Source organism: Glutamicibacter sp. JL.03c (assembly GCF_025854375.1).
Lineage (GTDB): Bacteria > Actinomycetota > Actinomycetes > Actinomycetales > Micrococcaceae > Glutamicibacter.
Map to the genome: position 1 here is coordinate 3,033,327 of NZ_CP107575.1, position 15,804 is coordinate 3,049,130.

Below are 15,804 nucleotides of genomic sequence, written 5' to 3' on the forward strand. Positions count from 1 at the left end.
AGGAATCTCTTGCATACAAGATCATCTGTGGATATGGTTCTTGTATGCAAGAGAGTTCAGTGATTGAAACCAGCCAGGACATTACAGCTGACGTGCCCCTGCTAAGCCGGTTGCGCCAAATGATTGTCACCGGCGCAGTATTGCCTGGCGACCTGCTGGCAGAGACGGCCCTGGCCCAGGAGTTCTCGGTCAGTCGAACGCCGATTCGCGAGGCCCTGAAACAGCTGGAACGCGAAGGCCTCGTGGAAGTGCGCTCCAGGGTCGGAACTTTCGTCAGGAAACCCACTCAACGGGAAATCAACGAAATGTTTGCCTTGAAGGAGTCTTTTGAAGGACTCGCCGCCGGGCTGATGGCCCGGCGCGGCCCGGTGCCTGAACTCGAGCATCTCAAAGACAACGTCGAGCAAAGCCAGCTCGCGGTCAAGCAGGGAGACACCGAGGCGTACTCGCGCCTCGTGCACGATTTCCACAGCACCCTGGTGGCCGGAGCTGACAACAGGAAGCTTTCCGAGCACTACGACCTGCTGATGAATCAGCTGGCCTATCAGCGCATTGTCTCGCAGACCCTGAGCCAGCCGGGGCGTCTGCAGAATTCTGCCAGCGAGCATCAGGCAATCATTGATGCGATCTGCTCAAAAGACCCCTTGGCCGCTGAACTCGTCATGCGCCGCCATGTGGCAGCCTCAAGCCAATTAGCAACCATCGCCGCCTTCAAAGAGGACAAAGCCCCAACGGGCTAGCGGCCGACGCCGATCTCCAGACGAAAGAAGATCCAGATGAACCCTCCCTTGATCGTTTCCAGCGACCTGAGCACCCGTACGACACTCGCTGGCTATGCAGATATCGCCTCGGCCGCCGGACTGCGCAAATTGTCGAGCACCGTTGAAGAAGTGCCGCACGAAACTTTGGGGACCATCACCCGGGCCACCGCCATGGCGGTCATTGCGAACCCCTGGCTGGGCACCGGTCCGGATCATGATCTGTCCGAGCGCACCGAAGCCATTGCACCGCTGCTGGCCAAGCTGATTTCCGACCGACTGCTGGACGCCCTGGGCGGGGTGGACCAGGTCGAGGCCTTCGGCAAGGCGGCCCTGGTAGGCAGCGACGGCGAATTGGAGCATGCCGGAGCGCTGATCCACACCCCGTTCTTCGGCAACCTGCTGCGCGAAGCCCTGGGCGGAACCTCCATCATCTGCTTCGCCGACGGACGGGGCGTCCCCGGGGAAACGCTGCGCGTGCCGATGTGGCACAAGAACGCTGCGGCCACCCGAACCCACTACCAGACCATAGACCTGTTCCTGTCCGATGCCCCGCACGCCGGGGAAATCGCGGTGATTGCCGCGGCCTCTGGCGGACCGCGTCCTCATGCCCGCATCGGAGATCGAACCACCGATCGCCCGGTAACTTCCGACATCCTGAAGGGAATCCAACTATGAACTACCGCAAGCTAGTGACCATCGTCGAGGAAATCGCCACCGAAGGCGGACGCCCGGTTGATCCCGTGGCCAAGGTGGCCATTGTCGCCGCCGTGTTCGATAACCCCTGGGCCGGACAGGGCTTCGTCGAGGACCTGAACGAGGGCATCGATGCGGTCGCTTCAGAACTCGGCGCACTGCTGGCCCCACGGGTGATCGAAGCCCTGGGCGCACCGCTCGAGGCCTATGGAAAGGCCGCCATTGTGGGCCTGGAGGGCGAAATCGAGCACGGTTCGGCACTGATCCACACGCTGAAGTTCGGCAACCACTTCCGCGACGCGGCCAAGGCCACCACCCTGCTTCCGGCAGTGGAGAAGCGCGGGCCAGCCGGGGTGCAGTTCGACATCCCGCTCAAGCACTTCACCGATGCGACCATCCGCTCGCACCACCAGAGCGTGGAAGTCAAGGTCTCCGACGCCCCGCACCCGGGCGAGATCCTGATCGCACTGGCTGCCGCCACCCGTGGCCGCCCGCAACAACGACTGGCCCCGCTGTCCACCGAACAGTAGCCCCCAGCAGCACCCGAAACGGAGCGAAGCACCCATGACAAGCACCGAGCGCCCGCAGGTAGTCCTGCTGCACGGAGTGGGACTGGACCACACCATGTGGCAGCCCCTGCGCGAGCACCTGTCGCACGAGATTGTGGCCCTGGATCTTCCGGGGCACGGCGGGCAGCCGCCCCTGCGCACCGAGCAGGACCTGGCGAGCCTGTCGGCCGATGTGCTGGCGCGCCTGGACACCCGGGCCCCGGTGCACCTGGTCGGCTTCTCGCTCGGCGCGCTGATCGCCCAGCATCTGGCACGCTTCGCTCCGCAGCGGGTGCGCACCCTGACCGCGGTCAACTCGGTCTGCCGGCGCACCGCCGATGAGGCCGCCGCCGTGGAACAGCGCCTGGCCACCGCCGGCACGGACTTCGCCCAGGGCATCGACCGCGCCATCCAGCGCTGGTTCCCTTCAGGGGAAACCGCGGTGGACCAGCGGATCATCGAGGCCACGCGGCGGACCCTGGCCGGCAATGACGTCGAATCCTATGTGCACGCCTATGCGGTTTTCGCCCGCGGCGACCGCGAGATCGCCGGAGAGCTGTCCGGCATTATCCAGCCGGCCCTGGCCATCACCGGGGAATTGGATCCCGGATCCACCCCGCAGATGTCCCGCCGGCTCGCCGAGTCCATCCCCGACTGCCGGCTGCGCATCATCCCCGGGGCCAGGCACATGCTGCCGGTGGAGAATCCGGTGGCACTGGCCGGCGAATTGAACAAATTTTTCAGCGACAATGAAGGGAAACAGGCATGAGCGAGCGCTACCTGCATTTCATCAACGGCGAGCACGTTGCTCCCAGCGAAGATCGTTTCTTCACCAGCACCAATCCGGCCACCCTTGAGGAACTCTACGAGGCCGCCCGCGGCACGGCCGAAGACGTGGATCGGGCCGTCAAGGCCGCGCACCGTGCCTTCACCTCCCACTCCTGGAGCTCGCTGAGCGCGACCGCACGCGGCCACCTGCTGCGCCGGCTGGGCGATCTGGTCGGGCAGAATGCCGAGCAGCTGGCCCGCTTCGAGTCCCTGGACAACGGCAAGCTGCTGCGCGAGATGCGCGGCCAGCTGGCCACCCTGCCCGAATACCTCTACTACTATGCAGGACTGGCCGACAAGGTGCAGGGCTCGCAGATCCCGAGCATGAACCCGGCCATCTTGAACTACACCCAGCGCGAGGCACTGGGCGTGGTCGGGGCCATCACCCCGTGGAACTCGCCGCTGACCCTGACCATCTCCAAGATCGCCCCGGCCCTGGCCGCCGGCAACACCGTGGTCATCAAGCCCAGCGAGTACACCTCGCGCACCGTGCTGCTGCTGGCCGAACTGGCCGACCAGGCTGGCTTCCCGGCCGGCGTCATCAACGTGGTCACCGGCTTCGGCGCCGAGGCCGGCGCCGCACTGGTCGCCCATCCGCTGCTGGCCAAGATCTCCTTCACCGGGTCCACCGCCACCGGCTCCTCCATCGCCGCGCAGGCCGCCAGCCGCTTCATCGGCTGCACCCTGGAACTGGGCGGCAAGTCGCCGAACATCGTGTTCGACGATGCCAACGTGGACAACGCGGCCATGGGCGTGGTGGCCGGCATCTATGCCGCCGCGGGCCAGACCTGCATCGCCGGCTCCCGCGTCTTCGCCCACAAGTCCATCTACGACGAACTGCTGGAAAAGGTCGTGAACCGCGCCAAGTCCATCATCATCGGCGACCCGCTGGCCGAGGCCACCGAGCTGGGCCCGCTGGCCTTCGCCGATCAGCTGGCCAAGGTCTCCTCCTATGTCCAGATCGGCGCCGGGGAAGGCGCCACCGTGCTGGCTGGCGGCTCGCGGCCCGACGGATTGGAACTGCCCGGCTACTTCTTCTCCCCCACGGTGCTCACCGACGTCACGAACGACATGCGCGTGGTGCGCGAGGAGATCTTCGGCCCGGTGGCCGCGATCATGCCCTTCGAGCATGAAGACGAGCTGCTGGCCGCGGCCAATGACACCGAGTACGGGCTGGCGGCCGGCGTCTGGACCCAGAACCTGGCCCGCGCCCACCGCATGGCCCGCCGGCTGGAGGCTGGCACCATCTGGGTGAACACCTACCGGGCCATGTCCCCGATGTCCCCGCGCCAGGGCTTCAAGAGCTCCGGGGTGGGCATCGAACACGGCCTGGAGTCGATGAACGAGTACACCCGGCTGAAGTCCATCTGGATCAACACCGACGAATCCCCGGTCGCCGACCCCTTCGTCATGCGCGCCTAAGGAGCCACCCATGCCACTGATCGATATCTCCATCGCCAAGGGCCGCAGCGAGCAGCAGCTGCGCAGCTTCATCGCCGCGGTGCACCAGGCCGCGGTTGACACCGTCGACGCCGCCGACGAAAACATCACCGTCATCGTGCGCGAAGTCGAGCACGAGCACTGGTCCCGCGGCAACCAGACCATCGCCGAACGCCGCTAAACCGCAACGACTCACCACGAAGGAAGCATGACATGCGCTTTTCCCTCTTCCTCCACATGGAACGCTACGATAATTCGCTGAGCCACGAGGAGCATTTCCAGAACCTGGTCGAACTGGCCCAGATGGCTGAAGCCGGCGGCTTCAGCACCGTCTGGATCGGCGAGCACCACAGCATGGAATACACCGCCTCGCCGAGCCCGATTGCGCAGCTGGCCTATCTGGCGGCCAGGACCTCCACCATCCGGCTGGGCTCGGGCACCATCATCGCCCCGTTCTGGAACCCGATCCGCGCGGCCGGCGAGCTGGCCCTGCTGGACGTCATTTCCGGCGGCCGCGCTGAAGTCGGCGTGGCCCGCGGCGCGTACCAGTTCGAATTCGACCGCGTGGCCGGCGGCCTGCCGGCCACCGACGGCGGCAAGGCCATGCAGGAGCTGATCCCGGCCATGCAGAAGCTGTGGGAAGGCGACTACGCGCACGATGGCGAGGTCTGGCAGTTCCCGACCTCCACTTCCGTGCCCAAGCCGGTGCAGAAGAAGCTTCCGGTCTGGGTAGCCGCACGCAGCCCGGAATCCCACGACTACGCGGTCGCCAACGGCTGCCATGTCATGGTCACCCCGCTGATGAAGGGCGATGAGGAGGTCGAGGACCTGATGGGCAAGTTCGAAACCGCCATCGCCAACCACCCTGAACGCACCGACCGCCCGGACATCATGGTGCTGCGCCACACCTATGTGCACAGTGCCGATGAGCCCGAGGCCTGGCGCCCGGCCGCCGATGCCATCTCGAAGTTCTACCGCACCTTCGACGCGGTCTTCGGCAACAAGGCGCCGGCCGTGGACGGCTTCTTCGAGCCGAGCCCGGTGCAGAAGTTCGAGGGCCGGCCGGAATTCGCCGCGGAATCGCTGCACCAGACCGCGATGATCGGCACCCCGGCCGAGATCATCGAGCGCCTGCACCACTACGCCGAACTAGGTGTCACCGAGTACAGCTTCTGGAATGACAACTCCATGAGCCACGAGCAGAAGAAGCGCTCGCTGCAGCTGTTCATCGATGAGGTTGTCCCGAACTTCGCCAAGAAGTAGCCAGCACCGCAAAGGGGCCCGTTCAAAGCGGGCCCCTTTTGCTGCGCCGGCTAGGGCGCGCCGACCTCCAGCACCCCGGCGCCGGTGGCGGTCTTGGCATGGTGTTTCACGCCGCTGGCAGTATCCATCGCGGTGAAGCCGTAGGGCGGGGTCCAGTCGAGCTGGTTGCTGAATCCCTGTGCGGCCCAGTCAGGCAGCGGGTCGCCGCTGGCCTGGGCTGCGCGCTGCGCGTACTGCCCGGCGGCGATCGCATCCAGGTCGGCGGGCTGCTGGTTGAACCAGGATCCCTCGTCGTGGAAGTTGTTGGCGTTCCATAGATAGACCGCGACCGAAGCGTCGGCCCCGGGCCCGGTGTAGTCGAAGGCGTTGCGCTCGGAGAAGACCTGCGACTGGTAGCCCAGGCCCAGGAAGTAGTGGTATCCGCCGGCCGCGGTGCTGGTGACCGGGGAGTCGGGGTCCTTCACCCGGCCCTGGAAGTAGTTGTTGGCCACGTGCACCTGGCCGTAGCGCACGCGCGGGGCGCGTTCCTGGATGCCTTCGAAGTAGTTGCCGATGATGCTCACCCGCAGCCGTCCGGCGTCGGTGTCCGCATTGTCGTCCCCGGAGCCGATCAGCATGGTCTTGTCGTGGTTGAGCAGGTGGGAGTTGCTCAGCGTGACGAAGTCGGTGCCGTCCTTCATGTCGAACAGGCCGTCGTGGCGGTTCATCGGGGCGCCGTTGGGGCCGGTGGGGGCATCGCGGTCAAGGAACCGTCCATCGCCCAGGGTCACATGGTCCACCCAGATATTGGTGGAGGTGACCGAGGAGATCGCATCGAAACGGGCATTCCAGGCGCCATCCTCGCCGTCCCATGGATCCCAGGAGGAGAAGTAGTCGACCGGGGCTTCCAGAGACAGGTTGCGCAGCACGACGTTGTGGGCCAGGTGCAGCATGAGGTTGGACTGGACGAAGCCGGCATCCCCGCCCAAGCCCACCAGGGTCGTGTTGCTCGGAATGGAGATCTCCGCCTGGCGCTTGAGCGCATTGCTGCCGGTGACCCTGGCGCGGCGCTGCTGGCCGCAGTACTCGTGGCTCTGGTCGCTCCAGGTCCCGTCCTCGCCGAAGCAGCTCAGGTACTTGGACACGTCGTAGCCCGGTGCGTAGTCCTGCTCCCCGAGCAAGGTGCCGTCGGCGGCCTGGTTGCCCTGGATTCTCCCGGAAACGTAGATGACCTTCGGCTGGTCGCGCTCCCCGTGGTTATCCAGGGCCGCCATCAGCTCCTGGCGGTTGGCCACGGTGTAGGTGGACCGCTCGTCGGCGCCGGCGCCGCCGGTGGTGCCGCCGTTCTGCGAGGCCCAGCCCGGGGCTTGGTCGGTGGTCATGAAAACGCTGGCTTCCGCTGGCTGGGCGGGTTGCGCCACGGCGCCTTGAGCTCCCGTTGCGGCCAGGGCCAGTGCGGCGACCGCACCCGAGAGTACTGGGAGCTTCTTTGAAATTGATGACACGATGATCCCTTCCATGCAAGATCAACGCGATTCCCGTCATTGGAAACCGCTTTCCGAGCCAATTATGGTGCAGCCCCCAGCGCAGTTCAACACTTGCATTCGCCCACGGTTTCACATACACGGACGCGGCGGCTGCGCGCGACCGCACGGTGCTCAGGTCCGGTATTGCGTTGGCTGGATGATCGAGAACTCGGCGCCGGTGGCATCCTGCAGCACGGCCATGCGCCCGAAGAAGGAATCCTGCGGCTCCCGGATGACCGCCCCTCCCAGGGACTCGGCGAGCGCCACGCTCGAATCCGCGTCATCGACCGCAAAATAGGTCCGCCATCCGGCGTGCGCTTCCGGGCCCTGGCCCGCGATGTCAAAAATTCCGGCCAGCGCCTCCGAGCCCTGGCCCAGGGTGCAATAGCGGAACTCTGGCGCATCGGAAACCGTGCTCAGCTCCCAGCCCAGGGCCTCGCGATAGAAGCGCGCCACCGCGTCGAAATGCTTGGTGTGCAGCTCGCTCCAGATGCGGGTGCCGTGGCGCCTCGCGGAGTGCAGTTCGCCGGCATCAAAAGCCTGGAACAGGCCAACGCCCATGCCCTCGGGGTCGCTGATCATCGCCAGCGTCCCCTGCTCGGGGATCTCCAGCGGCTTGAGGTGGACCGTGCCGCCATGCAGCCGCGCGGCGAAGGTGGCCGCATGGACGTCGGCCACATTCAGATAGGTGGTCCAGACATCGTGCGCACCCGAGTCCCTCTCGTTGTGCACGAGGCCGGAAACCAGCTGGTCTTCGAGGTAGGCCGGCAGGTATCCTTCCGCGCGGGCCTCGGGGCCATCGATAAAGCGCCAGCCGAAGAGGCGTGAATAGAATTCGACGGCACTGCCCAGATCGCTGGTGAGCAGATCCGCCCAGCAAGGTTCGGCCCGCGGTTCCCTGGCTCCCGGCATCGCTACCCCATTCCGCGATCAATCCAGCTCGATGGGCTGAGTCTATTCCTGCTCCCTGCAGATCAGCAACGGATTCGAAGCATAAATAGGGATTATTACGAAACCGGATATCTTGATTTGAACCGCAGTTCCATTACGCTGGTTTGTGACGCGAGACACATGCCGATTTCGCCCGCAACGAGGAGACGTCAATGAGCACTTCCAATATCACCCTCTCGGTGGCTGCAATCCTCGCCGAGGGCGCCACCCGCTATCCCGGCTTGAACGCCATCACCATGAATGGGCAGAGCACCACCTACCGGGAACTCTGGGATGAAACCCGGGCCTACGCCGGAGCGCTGAAAGAGCAGGGCATATCCGAGGGCGACCGGGTCGCGGTGCTCATTCCGAACGTCACCGATTTTGCCCGGACCTACTACGCCATCCTGTCCCTGGGCGCCACCGTGGTGCCGATCCACGCGCTGCTCAAGGCCCGCGAAATCTCCTACGTGCTCGAAGACGCCGAAGCGAAGCTGCTGATCTGCGCCGCCGGGCTGCTGGGCGAAGGCGCCAAGGGCGCGCAGCACTCCGGGGTCCGTCTGATGTCCGTCATGGACCCGGATGCCAGCGCCGGGAACCGGCTTGAAGATTTTGCCGCCCAGGCAACCCCGATCACCACCTACCTGCCGCGCCGGGCCGAGGACATTGCCACGATCCTCTATACCTCGGGCACCACCGGCAAGCCCAAGGGCGCCCTGGGCACCCACCTGGCCTTGATCGAGCAGACCCACTCCACGCTGCTGAACACCATGGACATCCGCCAGGGCGACAAGCTCTTCGGCGGCCTGCCGCTGTTCCACACCTTCGGCCAGACCTGCGTGCTGAACACCGGCCTGCGCATCGGCGCCGAGGTGATGCTGCTGCCCAAGTTCACCGCCGAAGCGGCCCTGGACCTGGTGCTGGAGGCGGACATCGACGTGTTCTTCGGCGTTCCGACCATGTATGTGGCCCTGCTGGAGGCCGGTGCCCAGCGCGAAGGCACTCCGAAGAGGCTGCGGTATGCCATCTCGGGCGGCGCCTCGCTGCCGCTGTCGGTGCTCACCGCCTTCGAGCAGCGCTTCGGTTCGCGGATCTACGAGGGCTACGGGCTGACCGAAACCTCCCCGGTGGCCTGCTTCAACCATGTGGGGCGCGAACCGCGGCCGGGCACCGTGGGCACCCCGGTGTGGGGCGTCGACGTGGAGATCGCCGATCCGGCCTACCCCGATGAAATCCGCCTGCTGCCCCGCGGGGAACTGGGCGAATTGGTGGTGCGCGGGCACAACCTCTTCGCCGGCTACCTCAACCGCCCCGACGCCACCGCACAAGCCGTGGTGGATGGCTGGTTCCGCACCGGGGATCTGGGCACCAAGGACGAGGACGGCTACCTGCGGATCCTGGATCGCACCAAGGACATGATCCTGCGCAATGGCTACAACGTGTACCCTCGCGAAGTCGAAGAGGTGCTCACCAGCCACCCGGAGATTTCCAATGCGGCGGTCTACGGGGTGCCAGATGAGAAGCATGGCCAGGAGATCGTCGCCTCGGTGACGCTCAAGGCCGGGTCTTCGCTGAGCCCCGAGCAGCTAGGCGCCTGGGCCCAGGAGCAGATGGCTGCCTACAAGTACCCGCGGCATATCCAGATCGTCGAGCGGTTCCCGCTGGGCCCCTCGGGCAAGATCCTCAAGCGCGAGCTGGTCGCGCAGTTCAAGGGAGACTAGCGGGTTAGGAGGAGAACTTCGGGGCGCGGTGCGCCAGAAAGGCCGCGCGCCCCTCAGCCAAATCCGCGTTGCCCGCATTCTCTTCCCACACGGCGTCCCACCAGCCATCGCTTCCCTCGCCAGCGACCGCCAGGGCGATAGCTTCCTTGGTTCGCTCGATCGAGTACTGCGAGTTGGCGTGCAGTTCTTCCAGCAGCTGCGCCAGCTGGGTTTCGAGATCGGCCTGCGGAACCACCCGCGTGAACAGGCCCCAGCTGGTGATGTCCCCCGCCGGCAGCCGGGCGCCGGAAAACAAGAGGTACTTGGCTCGGTGCTCCCCCACGGTGCGCACCAGCCTTTCGATCCCCGGGCGCGGGAAGAGCAGCCCGATCTTGGCCGGGGTGATCGCCAGGCGCACCTGGTCGCTGGCCAGCTGGATGTCGCAGGCCGAGGCGAGCTGCCATCCGCCGCCATAGCAGTTGCCTTCCACCACCGCGATGGTGGCTTTGCCGCAGGCCTGGATACTGCGGTCCACCAGATCAAAGTGGTTAATGAGCGCGCTTTGCTCATCGGGATCAAAGAGCACCCGATCCATCTGGTCGATGGCGATCCCGGAGCAGAAGCTGGAGCCCACGCCACGCAGCACGATGGTGCGCACCGCCGGATCGGCAGCCAGGGTGGCGAAGGCGCCCACCAGCTGCAGGCACATGTCCTTGGTCAGCGCGTTGTACTGTGCGGGGTTATCCAGCATGACGGTGGCATTCGAATTCTCGATGCCCACCGTGATGCGTCCTGCCTGTGCCATCGAGTCCTCCCGCGTTCGCGCGCTGATCCACTTCCCACCGTGCCACACTGGGTGGGTGGATACACAGATTATTTACACAATTCTTGCTGGAATCTTGCTGGTCATTTCGGCCTTTGGCACGATCTTCCCGGTACTGCCCGGTTCCCTGCTAACCATCGGCACCCTGCTGGGGTGGGGCTGGCTGCTCGGTTCGCCGGCCTCCTGGTGGGCTGCCGGCCTGGGCATGGCCATCGCGGTGCTGGGCTGGTCGGCCTCGGCGGTGCTCACCGGCAAAAAGCTCAAAGAGCATCAGGTCCCCAAGGGCTCGATCCTCTTTGCGGTCATCGGCGCCATTGCCGGCGCCTTCATCATCCCGGTGCTGGGGCTGTTCATCGGTTTTGCGGTGGGGCTCTTCGCCGGGGAAAGCGTGCGTCGCCGCGAAGTCTCCGGTGCGTTCAGCTCCTCGTGGGCGGCGCTGAAGGCCATGGGATTGGGGATCGTGGTGGAGTTCGGCTGCGTGCTGCTGGCCTCGTCCATCTGGGTCATCGGCCTGATTGCCCACTTCGCGACCCGCTAGATCCACCCCTGCTCGTGAGCCGTGCGGGCCGCTTCAATCCGATTCGCCGTCTGGGTCTTGCCGATGGCGTTGGACAGGTGGTTGCGCACCGTCCCGGCGGAGAGGTGCACCAGCGCAGCGATCTGCGAGACCGGTGCCCCGCTGGCCGCGTGGGCCAGTATTTCCCGTTCACGCTCGGTGAGCGGGTTGCGCCGGGCCTCAACACTGAGCATCGCCCGTTGCGGATCGATGATCTTATCCCCGGCATGCACCTTGCGGATGGCCGCGGCCAATTCGGCCGGTGGCGCATCCTTGACAAGAAACCCGCTGGCTCCGGCTTCAAAGGCCTGCCGAAAGTATCCGGGACGATCAAAAGTGGTCAGGATCAGCACCTTGACTTCGGGGTGCGTCCGCTGCAACGTCGCCGCCAGGCTCAGGCCATCAAGCCGGGGCATCTGGATATCAAGCAGGGCCACATCCACCGGGTGCGAAGCCAGGGCCCCCGGCACCTGATCGCCGTCGGCGCATTCCGCGACCACCTCAAGGTCGGCTTCCAGGTTCAGCAGGGCCGCGAGGGCCCCACGCACCAGGTGCTGGTCATCAGCGATTAATACCCTGATCATGCGGTCTCCTGGCTGCTGTGGTGAAAGGTCAATTGCACCAGTGTGCCACCCATGCCCGAGGCTTCCACTAGGGCGGTGGCCCCGATCTGCCGGGCCCGCTCCTGCATGCCTCGAATACCGTGGCCGGCAACGCTGGCGCCCAGGCCATCCCCGTCATCATCCACGCTCACGTGGTCTGCGCCAAAGTGGATGCGCAGGGCACTGGCGTGCGCATGCCGCAGGACATTGGTCAGGGCTTCGCGCAGGATCCAGGCCGTGTGCGATCTGAATCGCAGCGGGATCACGTCTGGATTGCCGACCACTGTGAAGCTCAGGCCGTTGTCCTGGCAGGCTTGGCGCAGCTGGGCCAGTTCGGCGTGCAGATCCTGCCGGTTCAGCCCCTGCACCGTGGTGCGCACAGAGTCCAGGGCCTGCACTGCCAGATCGGACAGCTGCTGCATTTCGGCGCGAGCCCCCTCGTACTGCTGGGCATCCAGCAACCGCATCGCCAGCTGCGCCTTGAGATTGAGCGCGGTGAGCGAGTGGCCGATTCCGTCATGAACATCCCGTGCGACACGCTCCTGCTCGGCAACCACCAGATAGTCGGCACGCATCTCTTCGGCTGCCACCGCCCGGGTAATGGCTGCCACGGTGATCGCGTACACAACCATCATGACCAGATTCAGTCCGATCAGGAACAACGAGTCCCTGAACTGTCGCAGGACCAACGGCAGGATCAAGCAGATCAGCGCCGCCACGGTGTAGGTCGCAATGGTCCATTTCTTGGTCAGCAGGAACGCGGCATAGGACGTGACAAAAGGCATCAGGCCCAGTGAGCTGACCCCGGCGACAGGAATCGCCAGCACAAGGATCAGCGCCAGGATGGTGAAGCTCGCCAAGGCCATGGAATCCCTGGTCCCGCCTTGCCCGACCACCCATGAGTACTTGGCGTAAGCGTGCAGGTACACCGCGGCAAATACGCCCACGAGCGCCAGCCCGATGACCCTCACCGGCATCGGGTACGGCGTATTGACCAGATCCAGAATCGGGAAGATCAAGAAGACGACCCACACACCGGAGATGAGCCAGCCCCGGCGCTTCCAGAACTGCTGTTCATCTTCGAGTGCGTTCTCTTGCCCCGGGCTCATTGGCGCGCCTTGGACCTGCGCGTGGCGAATACCGCGAAGACGGCGAAGATCATTGCCCATAGCACTAGGTTAGTGGCCATCATCCATAATGGGTCCGGTGCCATGGGCACACCGTCAGGAATATCCTTGAGCAGCGGGTACCGCGCCAATGCGACGTAGCCAAACATCGGGGTAAACCGGGCCGCATCAAGCATGGCCCCTTCCAAGGGCATGAACACGTTGCCGAAGAATGCGAAGAACACCATGAGCCCGGAGGCCAGGCCCAGGGCAGATTCTGATTTGAACATCATGCCCACACCAATGCCGTAGCAAGCGAACATCATCGCTCCGATCAAGGTGATCAGATAGCTGATGCCCCAAATCCACGACTCGTTCACTCTCGCCCCGGTGATGGCCCCCAAGGCAAAAACGATCGCCGCTGAGACCGCGGCTACCGTGGCGGCGACGATCATCTTGCTGCCGACGAATGCTGCGGGCGGCATTTTGGTCAAGGCTATTTGCCGCCCCCAACCCTGCATGATCTCCGTGGCCACAGTCCCGGCGATGGACACGGTGCTCACCGCAGCCCCATAGGCGGCCATGGAGATCATGAGATAGAACTTGACGTTGCCGGCGCCGAGGTCCGATTCGGTGTAGCTGGGTATATTGCCGAAAAGAATATACATGGCGGCCGGTAGCAGCAACGCGAAAATAAGGTTGTAGCCGTCGCGAAAGTGCCGGGCGAATTCGACCCGGATATACGTTGCCATCATGATGCGTCCTGGGTGAGTTGGATAAATGCGTCTTCCAGGCTCGGGGAAGCAATCTCGATGTCCCTGGCCCGATACTGCTGCAACAAGGCCAGCGCGAACTGGTCGGAGTCGGCGCAGTGGAAGTGGTAGCGCAGGCCATGGCGTTCATTCAAGGACACCGACTCATCGAATCCAAGGGCCAACTGGGCCTCAGATTCCGAGGGGAACGTCGCGCTAATGGATCTGCCGGAGATGAGCTGGCGCAATTCCTCGGTGGCGCCATCGGCCACGATGTTCCCTTGGCTCATCAGCACGGTACGCTCGGCGAAGGCCTGCGCCTCTTCTAAGTAGTGCGTGGCGAAAATGATGGTTCGACCGTCGGTAGCTTCACTGCGCATGGTTTGCCAGAACTCGCGGCGCGCCATCACGTCCATTCCGGCCGTGGGCTCGTCAAGGATCAACACGTCGGGATCCGGCAGCAGTGCCAGTGCGAATTTGATTCGTTGTTGCTCGCCGCCGGAGCACTTGCCCACCTTGCGTTGAGCGATTTTTGCCAGACCGGCCCGCTCCATGACCTCCTGGACGCGGTCGGCCCTGGCATGCATCTTGCCGATGACTTTCACGGTTTCCTGCACGGTCAGGTCGCGCAGCAAGCCTCCGGTTTGCAGGACTGCTGAAACTTGGCCGGCAGTGATCGCCTGGCGGGGTGGACGCCCCATGACGTGAACTGTGCCATCGGTGGGTTCGGTGAGCCCGAGGATCATGTCCACCGTCGTCGTCTTGCCTGCCCCGTTGGGTCCGAGCAATGCGACGATGTGGCCCTGGGCAATTTGAAGACTGATGCCTTTAACTGCTTCGACTCTGCCGTGCTGGGAGACAAAGGTCTTCCTCACCGCCGACAGCGATATGGCCTCGGCTTGCGTTCGTGTTTCCATAATTCAATTCTCGGTGTCATCATCGGCTTCCAGAAGAGCGGATTGTCATGTTCTGCCCATGACCGATGTCATGGGTCGGGAAAGAAAGTTGCAACAAAACAACCATCTGGCCTGAAGGTTTATCTTCCCTGTGATTTTGGTAACGTCATCCCGGCCTTGTTCAAGAGCGGTTCAAGATGCATCGGTACGGGTCAACGAACAAAATGCCGATATCCCCTTGGCGATCAGGGAATCCGGCCTGCGATCTTCCGGATAGCCCTATGGGAAACTCACAGCGGCATCCCGTAGGATTTTTCCTGTGCTAGATCAATCATCTTTTCTTTCTTTCGTGACGGATTACGCCCAGCCGACCATCGGCGCCGCGTTCCTGCCAGATTGGCTGAACCCGGCGGTCTTCCTGAATAACCCGGAACTCGGGCCGTGGGTTGTCTTGCTGGTCTGCGCCATTGTCTTCGCCGAGACCGGGTTGCTCGTGGGTTTCTTCCTGCCTGGCGACTCGATGCTCTTCACCGTAGGCATGCTCATCGCCACCGGCACCATCCACGTGCCATTGTGGCTCTTTGCCCTGGCAATCTTCGTCTGCGCGTTCGCCGGCGACCAAACCGGCTACATCATCGGCCGGAAGTCCGGCCCGGCCATTTTCAAGAGGCCCGATTCGCGTTTCTTTTCGCAGAAGAATGTTGAGCGAGCCCACCAATTCTTCGAGAAGTACGGCGGACGCGCGGTCATTCTGGCACGCTTTGTCCCCGTGGTTCGCACCTTTGTCCCGGTCATCGCTGGTGTCGCGAAGATGGATCACAAGACTTTCGTCAGCTTCAATCTGATTGGCGCCGCGCTCTGGGGTATCGGCGTGACCCTGCTGGGTTACTGGCTGGGCCAGTTCACGTGGATCGAAGAGAACATTGACATCATCTTCATCCTGATTGTTCTCATCTCGGTGATCCCCATTGGCATCGAATTGCTCAAGGCCCGCAAGCCACACAAGAAGATCGAAGACTAGTTTCTAAGCACTTCGGCGGCCAAAACGGCCGCCACCCCACTGTACGCCGTGGCGCATCAACCAATTTTCGCAAGGTTGAATGGTGCCGCGGCGTACCCCTTTGCAGACCAGGTCCTCGCCCGCATCGATCAGGCGCATCGCTTCAGTGGTCGCCGGGCGCACCACGTTCAGCAGGACTTCGCAATCGCAATATCCACCGAGCACACGCATTTTCTTCTCCAGCGCGCAGGCTCTCGGAGCGCATTCATCACGATAAAAACTGAGCATCCGCAAGCTTCCATCGCAGGCCACATCCGAGGCCACCCGATAGAGGTAGCACGGCAAGCATTCGTGGATCACTGGCCTGGGCAATTCGGACATCTGAACTCCTTAGCGCTGTA

General features: G+C 63.9%; 18 protein-coding genes. 10 read left to right on the top strand and 8 right to left on the bottom strand.

What is annotated here, in order from left to right; all coding sequences use genetic code 11:
• The first annotated feature begins 44 nt into the window (after positions 1-44).
• The 7 genes from OF385_RS14040 to OF385_RS14070 are packed head-to-tail and all read left to right on the top strand — an operon-like array spanning position 45 to position 5,533.
• Positions 45-740, top strand: coding sequence for a GntR family transcriptional regulator (locus OF385_RS14040; protein WP_264275928.1), 696 nt, complete (start codon positions 45-47; stop codon positions 738-740).
• Between the two features lie 36 nt (positions 741-776).
• Positions 777-1,436 (top strand): amino acid synthesis family protein, encoded by a 660-nt coding sequence (locus OF385_RS14045; protein WP_264275929.1) that lies wholly within the window; start codon positions 777-779, stop codon positions 1,434-1,436.
• On the top strand, positions 1,433-1,984 hold the full coding sequence (locus OF385_RS14050) for an amino acid synthesis family protein (RefSeq protein WP_171919287.1): 552 nt from the start codon (positions 1,433-1,435) through the stop codon (positions 1,982-1,984). The genes OF385_RS14045 and OF385_RS14050 overlap by 4 nt, the downstream gene beginning before the upstream one ends.
• A 34-nt stretch (positions 1,985-2,018) precedes the next feature.
• Positions 2,019-2,771: an alpha/beta fold hydrolase gene (locus tag OF385_RS14055; RefSeq protein WP_264275930.1), complete on the top strand. Its 753-nt coding sequence runs from the start codon at positions 2,019-2,021 to the stop codon at positions 2,769-2,771.
• A complete protein-coding gene (locus OF385_RS14060; protein WP_264275931.1) occupies positions 2,768-4,252 on the top strand; it encodes an aldehyde dehydrogenase in 1,485 nt (494 codons plus the stop codon). The genes OF385_RS14055 and OF385_RS14060 overlap by 4 nt, the downstream gene beginning before the upstream one ends.
• A 10-nt stretch (positions 4,253-4,262) precedes the next feature.
• Positions 4,263-4,451 (top strand): tautomerase family protein, encoded by a 189-nt coding sequence (locus OF385_RS14065; protein WP_060702738.1) that lies wholly within the window; start codon positions 4,263-4,265, stop codon positions 4,449-4,451.
• A gap of 32 nt (positions 4,452-4,483) precedes the next feature.
• Complete coding sequence (locus tag OF385_RS14070) at positions 4,484-5,533, top strand: LLM class flavin-dependent oxidoreductase (protein WP_264275932.1); 1,050 nt, start codon at positions 4,484-4,486, stop codon at positions 5,531-5,533.
• A 50-nt stretch (positions 5,534-5,583) separates the two neighbouring features.
• Here OF385_RS14070 and OF385_RS14075 read toward each other — a convergent pair whose 3' ends face one another.
• Both OF385_RS14075 and OF385_RS14080 read right to left on the bottom strand, forming a co-directional pair.
• On the bottom strand, positions 5,584-7,017 hold the full coding sequence (locus OF385_RS14075; protein WP_264275933.1) for a polysaccharide lyase family 1 protein: 1,434 nt from the start codon (positions 7,015-7,017) through the stop codon (positions 5,584-5,586).
• A 153-nt stretch (positions 7,018-7,170) separates the two neighbouring features.
• Complete coding sequence (locus tag OF385_RS14080) at positions 7,171-7,950, bottom strand: VOC family protein (protein WP_264275934.1); 780 nt, start codon at positions 7,948-7,950, stop codon at positions 7,171-7,173.
• A 191-nt stretch (positions 7,951-8,141) separates the two neighbouring features.
• Here OF385_RS14080 and OF385_RS14085 point away from each other — a divergent pair, with 191 nt between their 5' ends.
• Positions 8,142-9,689: a long-chain-fatty-acid--CoA ligase gene (locus OF385_RS14085; protein ID WP_264275935.1), complete on the top strand. Its 1,548-nt coding sequence runs from the start codon at positions 8,142-8,144 to the stop codon at positions 9,687-9,689.
• A gap of 4 nt (positions 9,690-9,693) precedes the next feature.
• On the opposite strand, the gene OF385_RS14090 is transcribed toward OF385_RS14085, so the two are convergent.
• Positions 9,694-10,473 (bottom strand): enoyl-CoA hydratase/isomerase family protein, encoded by a 780-nt coding sequence (locus OF385_RS14090; protein WP_264275936.1) that lies wholly within the window; start codon positions 10,471-10,473, stop codon positions 9,694-9,696.
• Between the two features lie 55 nt (positions 10,474-10,528).
• On the opposite strand from OF385_RS14090, the gene OF385_RS14095 reads away from it, so the two are divergent.
• Positions 10,529-11,029 carry a DUF456 domain-containing protein gene (locus tag OF385_RS14095; RefSeq protein WP_264275937.1) on the top strand — a complete coding sequence of 167 codons (501 nt, stop codon included), beginning with the start codon at positions 10,529-10,531 and terminating at the stop codon, positions 11,027-11,029.
• Here OF385_RS14095 and OF385_RS14100 read toward each other — a convergent pair.
• Genes OF385_RS14100 through OF385_RS14115 form a run of 4 tightly spaced genes read right to left on the bottom strand, consistent with a single transcriptional unit; the run spans position 11,026 to position 14,424 of the window.
• Complete coding sequence (locus OF385_RS14100; RefSeq protein WP_264275938.1) at positions 11,026-11,631, bottom strand: response regulator transcription factor; 606 nt, start codon at positions 11,629-11,631, stop codon at positions 11,026-11,028. The two genes, OF385_RS14095 and OF385_RS14100, sit on opposite strands and share 4 nt — an antisense overlap.
• Positions 11,628-12,818 (bottom strand): sensor histidine kinase, encoded by a 1,191-nt coding sequence (locus OF385_RS14105; protein ID WP_264275939.1) that lies wholly within the window; start codon positions 12,816-12,818, stop codon positions 11,628-11,630. Before OF385_RS14105 ends, OF385_RS14100 begins: the two co-directional genes overlap by 4 nt.
• Positions 12,755-13,510: an ABC transporter permease gene (locus tag OF385_RS14110; RefSeq protein WP_264275940.1), complete on the bottom strand. Its 756-nt coding sequence runs from the start codon at positions 13,508-13,510 to the stop codon at positions 12,755-12,757. Before OF385_RS14110 ends, OF385_RS14105 begins: the two co-directional genes overlap by 64 nt.
• The gene (locus OF385_RS14115; RefSeq protein WP_264275941.1) at positions 13,507-14,424 is read right to left on the bottom strand and encodes an ABC transporter ATP-binding protein; all 918 of its coding nucleotides are present in this window, start codon (positions 14,422-14,424) and stop codon (positions 13,507-13,509) included. Before OF385_RS14115 ends, OF385_RS14110 begins: the two co-directional genes overlap by 4 nt.
• Positions 14,425-14,752: 328 nt before the next feature.
• Here OF385_RS14115 and OF385_RS14120 point away from each other — a divergent pair, with 328 nt between their 5' ends.
• Positions 14,753-15,424 (top strand): DedA family protein, encoded by a 672-nt coding sequence (locus OF385_RS14120; RefSeq protein ID WP_264275942.1) that lies wholly within the window; start codon positions 14,753-14,755, stop codon positions 15,422-15,424.
• Positions 15,425-15,427: 3 nt separating this feature from the next.
• On the opposite strand, the gene OF385_RS14125 is transcribed toward OF385_RS14120, so the two are convergent.
• On the bottom strand, positions 15,428-15,784 hold the full coding sequence (locus OF385_RS14125) for a DUF2695 domain-containing protein (RefSeq protein WP_264275943.1): 357 nt from the start codon (positions 15,782-15,784) through the stop codon (positions 15,428-15,430).
• Positions 15,785-15,804: the final 20 nt, after the last annotated feature.

Bases quoted from the DNA above. Each gene is read 5' to 3' on its own strand.
- OF385_RS14040 (WP_264275928.1), top strand. From the start codon at position 45: ATGCAAGAGAGTTCAGTGATTGAAACCAGCCAGGACATTACAGCTGAC.
- OF385_RS14045 (WP_264275929.1), top strand. From the start codon at position 777: ATGAACCCTCCCTTGATCGTTTCCAGCGACCTGAGCACCCGTACGACA.
- OF385_RS14050 (WP_171919287.1), top strand. From the start codon at position 1,433: ATGAACTACCGCAAGCTAGTGACCATCGTCGAGGAAATCGCCACCGAA.
- OF385_RS14055 (WP_264275930.1), top strand. From the start codon at position 2,019: ATGACAAGCACCGAGCGCCCGCAGGTAGTCCTGCTGCACGGAGTGGGA.
- OF385_RS14060 (WP_264275931.1), top strand. From the start codon at position 2,768: ATGAGCGAGCGCTACCTGCATTTCATCAACGGCGAGCACGTTGCTCCC.
- OF385_RS14065 (WP_060702738.1), top strand. From the start codon at position 4,263: ATGCCACTGATCGATATCTCCATCGCCAAGGGCCGCAGCGAGCAGCAG.
- OF385_RS14070 (WP_264275932.1), top strand. From the start codon at position 4,484: ATGCGCTTTTCCCTCTTCCTCCACATGGAACGCTACGATAATTCGCTG.
- OF385_RS14080 (WP_264275934.1), bottom strand. From the start codon at position 7,950: ATGCCGGGAGCCAGGGAACCGCGGGCCGAACCTTGCTGGGCGGATCTG.
- OF385_RS14085 (WP_264275935.1), top strand. From the start codon at position 8,142: ATGAGCACTTCCAATATCACCCTCTCGGTGGCTGCAATCCTCGCCGAG.
- OF385_RS14090 (WP_264275936.1), bottom strand. From the start codon at position 10,473: ATGGCACAGGCAGGACGCATCACGGTGGGCATCGAGAATTCGAATGCC.
- OF385_RS14100 (WP_264275938.1), bottom strand. From the start codon at position 11,631: ATGATCAGGGTATTAATCGCTGATGACCAGCACCTGGTGCGTGGGGCC.
- OF385_RS14105 (WP_264275939.1), bottom strand. From the start codon at position 12,818: ATGGGCAATGATCTTCGCCGTCTTCGCGGTATTCGCCACGCGCAGGTC.
- OF385_RS14110 (WP_264275940.1), bottom strand. From the start codon at position 13,510: ATGATGGCAACGTATATCCGGGTCGAATTCGCCCGGCACTTTCGCGAC.
- OF385_RS14115 (WP_264275941.1), bottom strand. From the start codon at position 14,424: ATGGAAACACGAACGCAAGCCGAGGCCATATCGCTGTCGGCGGTGAGG.
- OF385_RS14125 (WP_264275943.1), bottom strand. From the start codon at position 15,784: ATGTCCGAATTGCCCAGGCCAGTGATCCACGAATGCTTGCCGTGCTAC.